Here is an 11,748-nt window from a genome sequence, read left to right as displayed (position 1 = left end):
AAAATAAAACACACTAAAGAATAGCCTTATTAATACAAGACGGATTTATCCTTTATTCTTTGAATCAATTACTATTGTCACCGGCCCATCATTTACAAGCAAAACTTTCATGTCGGCTCCAAAAATTCCGGTTTGGACTTTCTTGCCCAATTCGTTTTCCATTTTTTGAACAAAACTTTCATACATTGGAATGGCAATTTCTGGTTTTGATGCTTTAATGTAGGAAGGGCGATTGCCTTTTTTAGTCAAGGCATGAAGGGTGAATTGGGAAACAACAATTACATCGCCATTAATCTCTTTTACCGAAAGGTTCATTACGTCATTTTCGTCACCAAAAATGCGAAGATTGGCTATTTTTTGGCAAAGCCAATTGATATCTTCTTGAGTATCGGCATCTTCGATTCCTACTAAAACCAACAATCCTTTTTGGATATCGGCCACAATCTTGGAAGCTATGGTTACGGAAGCTTGGGAAACTCTTTGGATCACTGCTTTCATTAGTTGTGAAGAAAATTCAACTCTTTAAGGACCTCTCTTAAACTAGATTTAAACTTATTGTAAGATGGTAAGCTCTCTAGTTCTGAAAGCTCAATTTTCTGTCCAATAATTTGATATAAATCAGAAATATTCAGTCCTGCTCTTCTTTTTCTTTTTACTTGACTTTCTTTAGACAACCGAATTATATTTTCGATAACAGCTTTTGGATTGGTTGTCTCTTCAGGTCTTCTATGAATTCCCAAATCTATGTCAGTACCAACAATACCTATTTCGTCTTTCAAAAGATTTTTATCAGCTAACATCCAAGCTTCTGTCATTTGGATAGGGACAATTGCAATCACCTTTTTACAAACTAATTCATCATCTAGTCCTTCCAAGAAAGATTTAGCAGGTATTATCTTTGAATTAAAAACAATTGAATCATCATTGCAATCTGCATCTGTATGAACAAAAAGCATTAAAACATCATATTCCTCCTTAGCCATTTTTGAAGCAAAAAATACTTGTTCATTAAAACTTAACCCTGTTTTATCTATATCTATTACTTTCAATTCTGTTTCTATGTCACCTGTACATTCAAATGCTAAATCATCTAAGGTCTTCTTAACAACACTTTCTAAAAAACGAACATCTGTTGTACCTTCAGTAAACAATCCTGTTAAAATAAAATTACTCATACCTCAAGTTAAATAAGATTACTTTCAAATTCTGATGTCTGTAAATAATCTTTAACTATTGCTAATGTCAATTTTCGATCTTGTTCAGAAAAAATCAAATTAAGTTGTTGCTGACTATCATCTTTTATTACTCGACTAATTTTAGTGGTATTTAATTTAATCCTCTTGCCGTTAATCTCAGAAATTGTAACACGCATTTGGGCATACCAAATACTCACATTCGAATCATATTGCCATTTCATCATATTTCCAACCAAAACTGGAGAATGAGTATTGACTATAACCTGACGCAAGGGTAATTCAGTATCATTAAAATCAACAGATAAATCTTTCAACAATTCTGTCATAGCTTTTATCCTGAAAGGATGTATTCCGTTTTCAGGCTCTTCAAAACAAAGTAACCCTGTATGTTTTTCATCATATTCTAAAATACACAAAGCTAATATTCTCAAAGTCCCTTCAGAAAGTACTCTCGATGAAAATTCTTTTTTATCTGTATCTTTTAGTTTAATTAGATATTGTTTATTTTCTTTATCATCAAAAACATCAACTTCAGTGAAATTTGGTAAAAATTTATTTAATTTTCTGGAAATTTCTTTTAGACTATAACTATCCTCTTGTTTAATTCTATACAAAGCTGCAGCTAAATTTTTCCCACTTATTGAAATTATATCCTCTCCATTGTTTTTACTAGTAGCTTGGCGTAAGTCTTCTGGATTAAGTTGCAAAAATTTCCAACTTTTCATTTCTTCTTTCGCTGCCAGAATATGTCTAAAATCAACTGTATCAAAGCTACTCAAAACGGTTCTAGTTGCATTATTAAGAGGAAATGTTCTTTTATTTCCTCCTTGAACTCCATCTTGTGGAACAATCACAGTTTGAACATCACTACGTTGTTCGGTGTAAATATATGGCGTTGCTCTTCTTCCTCCCTTTGGAATTTTTGGTCTCCACTCTTCTAATACCATTTTAGGTATTAATTTAGTAATCCATTTGTCATTATTATGCTGCAAATTTTCTAAATGTTCATAAACAACAGTTAAATCTTGAATTCCAGATGAATTTGTAAATCTTTTTATTGACAAATCATATCTTAAACGAGTATATTTCAATATTCCCTCATTTCCCCATGCATCTTTCACTTTATTGTTAACTAACATTTCTATTCCAAAATCTATTTGATTAGCAAAATTTTCGTCACCGTATTGTGTGAATAATTCTATAAATTCTCCTCTTTGCTCACTAAATGCTCGTTTTAAATTATCTGTTTCAGCAAGTCTGGACAATAGAGTCAACGCATCAAATAAATTACTTTTTCCTGAAGCATTTGCCCCAGCAATTACTGTAAAAGGAGTAAACTCCATTTCAAAATTATGAAAGGATTTAAAACCATTTATTTTTATGTATGTAATCATATTTGTGAGTTTATTTATTCAAAAATATTATTAATTAATTAGAATTCAACAAAATATTAAAGCCTTTATACTATTTCCTAGTTTCATCACTTGCTTTTCGATCTTCGTCAAATGAATCGGTTCGGTAATTTTCGTCGTCACCTTCAAGGATTTTCAGGTAACTATTATAACGAGACCAAGCTATTTCATCTTTTTCCAAAGCTGCTTTGATGGCACAATGGGGTTCTTCTTTGTGCAGGCAATTATTAAATTTACATTGGTCTTTCAACCGGAAAAACTCAGGAAAATAACCACTGATTTCTTCCTTTTCCATATCGACAATCCCGAAACCCTTGATTCCTGGCGTGTCTATTATTCGAGCACCAAAAGACAAATCATACATTTCGGCAAAAGTGGTCGTGTGCTGTCCTTGCTTACTGGCTTCAGAAATAGTCTTGGTTTTTAGATGTAAAGAAGGTTCCAAAGCATTGACCAAAGTCGATTTTCCTACGCCTGAATGCCCAGAAAACATGCTTACTTTGCCTATCATCAGTTCTTTTAATTCTTCTATTCCTTTCATTTCGGTAGAAGAAACACGCAAACATTGGTATCCGATTTCTTCATAAACGTGTTGCATATACAACTGTTCATCCAAAGTAGCATCGTCGAATGTATCAATTTTATTAAAAACCAATATGGTTTCTATTCCGTAAGCCTCGGCAGTGACCAAAAATCGGTCTATGAAATTGAAAGTCGTTGGTGGATTATTGATGGTAACCAAAAGGAAAACGCGGTCAATATTCGACGCAATAATGTGCATTTGATGCGACAGATTCACTGATTTTCGAACGATGTAATTCTTCCTGTCGTGAATTTTATGAATGGTTCCCGTCACGGTATCCGAAGTTTCTTCAAGTTCATAATCCACGATATCGCCCACAGCAATAGGATTGGTACTTTTAATGCCTTTGATTCGGAATTTTCCTTTCATGCGGCATTCAATAAAATCACCTTGATCGGATTTTACGGTGTACCAACTTCCTGTAGATTTATAAACGGTTCCTGTCATTTTTTTATTTGCGAATTTCGATTTCTGATTTTAGATTTCTGATTTACAACCTAAAACTTTTTGCAAAGATAAAATTTTGTTTTAGGTTTACAGTTGAAAGTTATTTATATCTACCAAAAGGTTTAATTACTATTGAAAATAATCAACTTGGCTTTGTCAAAACACAGAATTCAATAACCTAATCGATAAAAAATGAAGGTAACCTGTAAAAACTGTAACCACATTTACTCAGGGCATTATTGTAGCAATTGTGGGCAAACTGCCGAAACACATCGATTGAATTTTCATTTTCTATGGCATGAAATCAGGCATAGTTTATTCCATTTTGACGAAGGGATTTTGTATTCTGGCAAACAATTATTTACCAGACCTGGCCATACCATTAGAGAATTTATTGAAGGAAAGCGAATCAAACATTTAAAACCAATCTCTTTGGTTATTATTTTGGCATCCCTTTATGGATTTATGTACCATTATTTCCATATCAGTTTTGTTGAAACTACGGTGCAACGTACCACAGAAACTGGAATCGACAACGTTAAATTCAACGAATGGATGGGTACACATTATGCATGGACTACTCTTTTGATGATTCCTTTGTACACTATTGGCACAAGCATTGCTTTTAGAAAACAGGGCTACAATTTAGTGGAATACTTCATCCTGAATACTTTCAAGGCTTCCCAAAAACTGTTTGTGCACATCGCTTTATTTCCATTGCTTAATCATTTCAATGGAACTCATTCTATGCAGACACTTTCATTAGTCATTTATCTAATTGACGTTGTGTTCATCTATTGGACAAATGCACAGTTTTTCAATAAACTGAGCTTGAAAAAATCATTACTATTGACATTGTTGAGCCAACTGATATTTTTAAGCTGTTTGATTTCACTTATTATTGTTGTTGATTTAATCCTTAAATCATTTTAAAAAACAAAAATCCCCATACTTTTTTGAACAAGTATGGGGATTCTATTTTTAGAAAAACACTGGTTAAGAGTTCAATATTTTCTCTTGATGTTCGATGCTTTCTTGGTGGATTCCTCTGAATAATTTAACGATAAATTCTTCTGTCAATCCTTTTTTAGCTCCTTCGGCAACCATTTTTACCTGGATTTCGTTCCAACGGTTGTTTTGCAATACAGCCACGTTATTTTCTTTTTTCACTTGACCAATTTCGTCAGCCACTTTCATACGTTTTCCTAAAAGCTCTAATAAATTAGCGTCCAAAACATCGATGTTTGCTCTCAATTTTGTCATTTTTTGGTCAAAGTCATTGTCACCACTTACTTTTCTGATTTTCAAATCTTTCAAGATTTGTTTCAAAGCGTCTGGAGTAACTTGTTGTGCTGCATCAGACCAAGCATTGTCTGGATCAATATGCGTTTCGATAATCATACCGTCATAATTCAAATCCAAAGCTTCTTGAGTCACTTCAAGAATCATGTTACGGTTTCCTGTAATATGTGATGGATCAATAATTAATGGTAAATCAGGGAATTTATTTTGCAATTCGATAGCAATTTGCCATTCTGGAATGTTTCTGTATTTTGTTTTTTCGTAAGTAGAAAAACCTCTGTGAATTACTCCTAATTTTTCGATTCCGGCAGCATACAAACGCTCTACACCACCCAACCATAAAGCCATATCAGGGTTTACCGGGTTTTTGATCAAAACGATTTTATCAGTTCCTTTCAAAGTATCGGCAATTTCTTGAACCGCAAATGGATTTGCAGTGGTACGAGCACCAACCCACAAAACATCGATATCATATTCTAAAGCCAATTTACAGTGTGCAGCAGTGGCAACCTCAGTTCCCATAAGCATTCCTGTTTCTGCTTTTGCTTTTTTCAACCATTTCAGTCCAATTTCTCCAACACCTTCAAATCCTCCTGGACGAGTTCTTGGTTTCCAAATTCCTGCTCTAAAAACGCTTACATCAGAATCTTTCAATTCGTGAGCAATTTTCAATACTTGCTCTTCGGTCTCAGCACTACAAGGTCCTGCTATCACTAATGGATGAGACAAATTGAATTCGTTCAACCAATTTCTCATTTCTTTCTTGTTTTCCATCTTTTCTAAATATTTATTTTTTGTTGTGTTTATTTTGATATTATTTTTTACTGTTCATTCCGTTTAATATTTCCCTGATTTTATTCACGCTTTGCATTTCGTTGAATATCGCATCATAATCATCTTTCTCCAATAATTCTTTGAAATTGGATAAATTAGAGATATATTCTTCCAATGTTTTTATGACTTGCTTTTTATTCTGTTTAAAGATTGGTGTCCACATTGCCGGGGAACTTTTAGCCAAACGAACCGTGCTTTCGAATCCGGAACCCGCCATGTCAAAAATATCCTGTTCGTCTTTCTCTTTATTGATAACCGTTTTCCCAAGCATAAACGAACTGATATGGGACAAATGCGACACATAAGCAATATGCTTGTCGTGCGATTTTGGATCCATGTAACGGATTCTCATTCCCATACTCTTGAACAAATCCAAGGCTTTCTCCTGCAACTTGAAAGTCGTTTTTTCGACTTCGCAAATGATGTTGGTTTTTCCTTGAAACAAGTTTTTTATCGCCGCCGAAGGCCCAGAAAATTCAGTTCCCGCAATGGGATGCGTGGCAATGAAATTTCTTCTTCTTGGATGATCCGCCACCGCTTCGCAAATTGGCGTCTTCGTAGAACCCACTTCAAAAACAATCGTATTCTCTCCGATTGCATCCAAAACTTTTGGCAAAAGGGTCAATGCTATATCAACAGGAACCGAAACGATTACAAAATCGGCTACCGCCAAATCTTCGAATGTCGCCGCTTGGTCAACAACTCCAAGAGCAATAGCTTCCGCCAAATGGCTTTCGTTGTTGTCAATTCCATAAATAGTCGCGTCCGGATGCAGTGATTTGATGTCCAAAACCATCGAACCGCCTATTAATCCTATTCCTATTACGTGTACTTTCATTTTCTTTAATTGCAAATTATTTAGACGCGATAAATCGCGTCTCTACACAAATCTATCTATTGCTTCTTGCACTTTTTCCTCTTTCACGCAAAGTGCAAATCGGATATATCCTTCTCCATTGGAACCGAAAATTGTTCCCGGAGTGATGAAAATTGATTTTTCGTATAAAATTTTATCTATAAAATCTTCTGAAGATGTTATTCCTGCTGGTAATTTTGCCCAAACAAATAATCCAACGCCTTCCTTATAGACTTCACAACCTAACTTTTCAGCTAATTGTTCTGTTAAAACTCTTCTTTTCTTGTAAACAGCGTTCATCGAATCGAACCAAGATTGATCGCTTTTCAAGGCTGCAATTGCTCCTTTTTGGATTCCAAAGAACATTCCGCTGTCCATATTACTTTTTACTTTCAAAACTGCATCAATACAAGCTGCATTTCCCAACACCATTCCCACTCGCCAACCTGCCATATTGAAGGTTTTTGATAAAGAATTCAATTCTAATGCCACGTCTTTTGCTCCTTCAACCTGCAACAAACTCATTGGATTGTCATTCAAAACAAAACTATATGGATTGTCATTAATCAACAAGATGTTGTTTTTTTTGGCGAAAGCAACCAACTTTTCAAACAATTCCAAACTTCCTCTCGCTCCTGTCGGCATGTGCGGATAACCCAACCACATTATTTTTACTTTCGATAAATCTAATTTTTCCAAAGCTTCGAAATCAGGTTCCCAATTATTGTCTTCTTTCAAATCGTAATAAACTGGTACGGCTCCAACCAAATTCGTCACCGAAGAATAAGTAGGATACCCCGGATTTGGAATCAAAACTTGGTCTCCTTCGTTCAAAAACGCCAATGAAATGTGCATAATTCCTTCTTTGGAACCCATCAAAGGCAAAATCTCGGTATTCGGATTCAAGGCAACTCCATAGTTGTTTTGATAAAAATCGGCCATTCCTTTTCTCAATTCCGGCAATCCTTGGTAACTTTGATATTGATGTGCATTTTCTTCCTGCATTGCCAAAGTTACTGCATCAATAACGGCTTGTGAAGGCTTTAAATCAGGACTTCCAATTCCCATATTGATGATCGGTTTTCCTTCGGAAGCCAATTGTCTTACTTCTCTCAATTTTGAGGAGAAATAGTATTCTTCCACTATATCTAAACGTTTTGCTGTTTGTATCACGGTTTTGTATTTTTATATTCTCCCAACACTTTGAAATATTCCGCCATAATTTCCAACAAGGATTTTGCTTTGGCGTAGTCTTCATATTTTTCGAAAGTAACGTCCACAAAAAACGAATATTTCCAAGGTGTTTCTATTTTTGGCAAAGATTGAATTTTGGTTAAATTTAATTTGCAATCGCTCATCACGTTCAAAACTGCTGCCAAACTTCCACGTTTGTGATCCAATTCGAATTTGATGGAAGCCCTGTTGATTTCGTCTTCTTCGACAAATTTCTCTTCTTTGTTGATAATAACAAAACGAGTCATATTATTGTTAATCGTTTGAATTTCCGGCGCCAAAATCTCCAAATCATACATTTCAGAAGCTGTTTTACTGGCAATTGCTGCAATTCCTTTCAACTGTTTTTCGTAAATTCTTCTTGCTGTTTCAGCTGTATCTTTATCTTCGACTATTTTTATGTTTGGGTATTTTTTCAAGAACTCCATACATTGCAATAAAGCCATCGGATGCGAATGCACTTCTTGGATATCTTCAATTTTCTGGCCTTTTAATGCCATTAAATTCTGGTGAATGTCTAAATAATGTTCCCCAACAATGTGCAAATTGTTTTTGTCAATCAAGGCATAATTGGGAATAATGGGACCCGCAATGGAATTCTCGATTGCCATAACCGCCTGATCCGATTTGCCTGACAAAACGCTATCCACCAATTCTTCAAAAGACATACATTCGTCAACTTCTATATTTTGATAGAAATAATCTTGCGCCACCTGATGATGGAAAGAGCCTTTTATACCTTGTATTGCAATTTTTGTTCTCATTTATACTCAAAAAAAAATCCTGATTTTCATCAGGATTGTATATTAGTTTTATTTGTTTCTTAATCTTTCAAATAACCATAGACAATCCTTACTTCCTAAAGAAGAAATAGTAAGTATTGCTAAAATAAAAACGGTTATGAGACATTTTGTTTCTGTTTTTTAATAAATTCTTTGCAAATGTATAAATATTTTTTTTGTCAAACCAAAAAAAAGTCTGATTTTATCCAACAAAAAAAGAATTATCTATAAAACTTAATTTTCATTACTAAATAATTAAAAATGAAGCCTCAAAATAACAATTAAACAACAACCCGATAAGAACTTTCTGGCAGCATACTTGTAACTTCTTTATTCATTGCCAAATTATGGACATTTACTCAAACAAAAAAGCATACGTAGAAACGAATGCTTTTGAAAAACGCAACAAAGTAAAGTTTTAAAAGTTTTTAGAAATCCCGACACTAAAGGCTTGACCAAAACTAAAATCAAAATTTTGAGTGTCATTTCCTGAATTACTATAATTTAGAGTGCTATAACCTATACTTCCCAAATTAAAATTTAAACCAAACCCTTTATTAATGTTTAAAAATAAAGCAGGTGTTACTCCTACATAAAAACCAGTCCCCTTAATTGTTGATATGTATGGATTAATGCCTCCATTATATTGTGTTTGCTCTGCATTATGATAACCCGTACCTAGGTCCGCATAAGCAGAAAAAATCCCTCCTATTGGTTTAGAATAACGAAGAAAACCACCCACAGAAAAATTATTGGATTTGTATTCGCCTGATGTATAAGTCTGTTTTGAATTTGAAATTGACGATTCAACACCCACAGTCCAGTTGTCATTGTATTGATAACCCACTTTTGGAGAGAAATTGAAATTGTTTTGTGTGGGTCTAACTCCCAACGAAACATCTGATTTTTGGGAATAATATCCCACGTTTCCTAAAACTAAAACTGTGCCTTTTTGAGCATTTGCAAAGCTAAATACAGCTAGTGCAAGAATAAGTAATGATTTTTTCATTTTTAATTTATTTAAAATTTATCTGACAAAGAGAAACTATTCAATTAGAAATTTAAGTGACTTTAACATTTGCTTATGCGTTAAAAAAAAATATAATTTTTCAAGTTAAAAAAAGGGAAGTGATGAATTCTATTTTTTCTGTTTACTTTTGCTGTAAATAAAAAACAATGTCAATAGAAGTAAATAACATTTCGAAAAGTTACGGAACTCAAAAAGCTTTGGATTCCATTTCGTTTTCTGTCAAAAAAGGAGAAATCGTTGGTTTTTTGGGTCCAAATGGTGCCGGAAAATCGACCTTGATGAAAATATTGACCACCTATATTGCCGCCGACGAAGGAACTGCAACTATCAATGGATTTAATGTAAACTCACAAGCCAAAGAAGTACAACAATCCATTGGCTATTTACCAGAACACAATCCTTTGTATTTAGATTTATACGTGAGAGAGTATTTATCTTTCAATGCCGATGTATATAAAGTCGCCAAATCCAGAATTGAAGAAGTAATTCAATTGACGGGTTTGTCGAATGAAAGCCACAAAAAAATAGGACAATTATCCAAAGGCTATCGCCAACGCGTGGGATTAGCCAATGCTTTATTGCACAATCCCGATGTTTTGATTTTGGACGAACCCACAACTGGATTGGATCCAAACCAATTAGTCGAAATCAGGAACGTTATTAAAAACGTGGGCAAAGACAAAACGGTTTTTCTTTCGACACACATTATGCAGGAAGTAGAAGCAATTTGTGACCGAGTAATTATTATTGACAAAGGAAAAATCGTGGCCGACAAAAAACTTGACAACTTAATCTCGACTGAAACTAATGAACAAGTTATTGAAGTGGAATTTGACCTTGGAGTAGAAGAAGAATTGATTGCCAAAATCGAGAATCTAACTTCTTTCAAAAACACCCACGATTTGATTTGGGAATTGACATTCAACTCCGATAAAGATATGCGTCCTGCTGTTTTTGATTTTGCCAATGCAAATGGCTTGAAAACGCTACAACTCAATCAGAAGAACAAAAACCTGGAGACTGTTTTTAGAGAAATCACGAAGTAGAGACGTTGCAATGCAACGTCTCTACGAGATTATACAGAAATCTAAAAAACCTGACTCGCTATTTGATGAATATTGTCTGATTTTCCCATAGAATAATAATGTACGCAAGGCACACCAAATTCTATTAATTCTTTGGATTGCTGAACAGCAAATTCCACACCTATTTGACGAACGGCCGCATTGTCTTTGGCTTGCTCGATAGAATGTATCAAATCCTGTGGCATATCCAACCAGAAAACTTGTGGCAACAATTGCAAATGACGTTTCACCGCAACTGGCTTGATTCCTGGGATAATTGGAACTGAAATTCCTATGGCACGTGCTGCTTCAACGAATTGGAAATAACGTTGATTATCAAAAAACATTTGAGTCACTATATAATCGGCACCCGCATCTACTTTTTCTTTTAGCCTTTTCAAATCGGCTTCCAAACTTGGAGCTTCAATATGTTTTTCTGGATAACCCGCCACACCGATGCAAAAATCGGGTGCGTTTTGCATTGGTAAAGTGTCGTGCAAAAACTGTCCTGCATTCATCGCTTTGATTTGTTTTACCAAATCCACAGCATAATTATTTCCTCCTTTCGTTGGCTCAAAATATTTCTCTCCCTTCATTGGGTCGCCACGAAGTGCCACCAAATTATCAATTCCTAAATACTGACAATCGACTAGTAAATATTCGGTTTCTTCTTTGGTAAAACCACCACAAAGTACGTGAGGAATTGCATCCACTCCATATTTATGTTGGATGGAAGCACAAATCCCAACCGTTCCGGGACGCATACGAGTGATTCGACGATCAAAAAGTCCGTCCTTTTCGATGTACACATATTCCTCTCTCGAAGTGGTCACGTCTATAAAAGGAGGCTTAAACTCCATCAACGGATCAATATTTTGATATAAATCTTTAATATTTGTTCCTTTTTGAGGCGGAACAATTTCGAAAGAAAACAAAGGTTTACCTTTTGCGTTTTCTATATGTTGTGTTACTTTCATTTTATTTGTTTCAAGTTTCAGATTTCAGGTTT

The 11,748-nt window shown here is 34.6% G+C and carries 12 protein-coding genes; 2 read left to right on the top strand and 10 right to left on the bottom strand.

Features of this window, described 5'->3' with window-relative positions; translation table 11 throughout:
• Positions 1 to 45: 45 nt before the first annotated feature.
• The 4 genes from dtd to rsgA all read right to left on the bottom strand — a co-directional run bounded on the left by dtd (position 46) and on the right by rsgA (position 3,638).
• The gene (gene dtd / locus OZP13_RS18145; RefSeq protein ID WP_281298135.1) at positions 46 to 498 is read right to left on the bottom strand and encodes a D-aminoacyl-tRNA deacylase; all 453 of its coding nucleotides are present in this window, start codon (positions 496 to 498) and stop codon (positions 46 to 48) included.
• Positions 498 to 1,175 carry a DUF4276 family protein gene (locus OZP13_RS18140; protein WP_281298134.1) on the bottom strand — a complete coding sequence of 226 codons (678 nt, stop codon included), beginning with the start codon at positions 1,173 to 1,175 and terminating at the stop codon, positions 498 to 500. The genes dtd and OZP13_RS18140 overlap by 1 nt, the downstream gene beginning before the upstream one ends.
• An 8-nt stretch (positions 1,176 to 1,183) precedes the next feature.
• The gene (locus tag OZP13_RS18135) at positions 1,184 to 2,590 is read right to left on the bottom strand and encodes an AAA family ATPase (protein ID WP_281298133.1); all 1,407 of its coding nucleotides are present in this window, start codon (positions 2,588 to 2,590) and stop codon (positions 1,184 to 1,186) included.
• 70 nt (positions 2,591 to 2,660) lie between these two features.
• Complete coding sequence (gene rsgA / locus OZP13_RS18130; protein WP_281298132.1) at positions 2,661 to 3,638, bottom strand: ribosome small subunit-dependent GTPase A; 978 nt, start codon at positions 3,636 to 3,638, stop codon at positions 2,661 to 2,663.
• Positions 3,639 to 3,830: 192 nt separating this feature from the next.
• Here rsgA and OZP13_RS18125 point away from each other — a divergent pair, with 192 nt between their 5' ends.
• Positions 3,831 to 4,571 (top strand): DUF3667 domain-containing protein, encoded by a 741-nt coding sequence (locus OZP13_RS18125; protein ID WP_281298131.1) that lies wholly within the window; start codon positions 3,831 to 3,833, stop codon positions 4,569 to 4,571.
• A 63-nt stretch (positions 4,572 to 4,634) separates the two neighbouring features.
• On the opposite strand, the gene OZP13_RS18120 is transcribed toward OZP13_RS18125, so the two are convergent.
• From OZP13_RS18120 to OZP13_RS18100, 5 genes are all read right to left on the bottom strand, one after another.
• Complete coding sequence (locus OZP13_RS18120; RefSeq protein WP_281298130.1) at positions 4,635 to 5,714, bottom strand: bifunctional 3-deoxy-7-phosphoheptulonate synthase/chorismate mutase type II; 1,080 nt, start codon at positions 5,712 to 5,714, stop codon at positions 4,635 to 4,637.
• A gap of 40 nt (positions 5,715 to 5,754) precedes the next feature.
• Positions 5,755 to 6,612 carry a prephenate dehydrogenase gene (locus OZP13_RS18115; protein ID WP_281298129.1) on the bottom strand — a complete coding sequence of 286 codons (858 nt, stop codon included), beginning with the start codon at positions 6,610 to 6,612 and terminating at the stop codon, positions 5,755 to 5,757.
• Between the two features lie 42 nt (positions 6,613 to 6,654).
• Positions 6,655 to 7,803: a pyridoxal phosphate-dependent aminotransferase gene (locus OZP13_RS18110; RefSeq protein ID WP_281298128.1), complete on the bottom strand. Its 1,149-nt coding sequence runs from the start codon at positions 7,801 to 7,803 to the stop codon at positions 6,655 to 6,657.
• Entirely contained in the window at positions 7,800 to 8,627 is an 828-nt protein-coding gene (locus OZP13_RS18105) for a prephenate dehydratase (protein ID WP_281298127.1), read from the bottom strand. Before OZP13_RS18105 ends, OZP13_RS18110 begins: the two co-directional genes overlap by 4 nt.
• Before the next feature lie 436 nt (positions 8,628 to 9,063).
• Entirely contained in the window at positions 9,064 to 9,654 is a 591-nt protein-coding gene (locus tag OZP13_RS18100) for an outer membrane beta-barrel protein (RefSeq protein WP_269241532.1), read from the bottom strand.
• A 167-nt stretch (positions 9,655 to 9,821) separates the two neighbouring features.
• On the opposite strand from OZP13_RS18100, the gene gldA reads away from it, so the two are divergent.
• Complete coding sequence (gldA, locus tag OZP13_RS18095) at positions 9,822 to 10,721, top strand: gliding motility-associated ABC transporter ATP-binding subunit GldA (RefSeq protein WP_281298126.1); 900 nt, start codon at positions 9,822 to 9,824, stop codon at positions 10,719 to 10,721.
• Positions 10,722 to 10,762: 41 nt separating this feature from the next.
• Here the strand turns inward: gldA and metF are convergent, their stop codons facing one another.
• Positions 10,763 to 11,716, bottom strand: coding sequence for a methylenetetrahydrofolate reductase [NAD(P)H] (metF, locus tag OZP13_RS18090; RefSeq protein WP_269241531.1), 954 nt, complete (start codon positions 11,714 to 11,716; stop codon positions 10,763 to 10,765).
• Positions 11,717 to 11,748 lie beyond the last annotated feature (32 nt).

The sequence above is a fragment of the Flavobacterium limnophilum genome (assembly GCF_027111315.2).
GTDB classification, from domain to species: Bacteria; Bacteroidota; Bacteroidia; order Flavobacteriales; family Flavobacteriaceae; genus Flavobacterium; species Flavobacterium limnophilum.
Note: the sequence above shows the minus strand (reverse complement) of the source record. Positions and strands in the feature narration are given on the sequence as shown.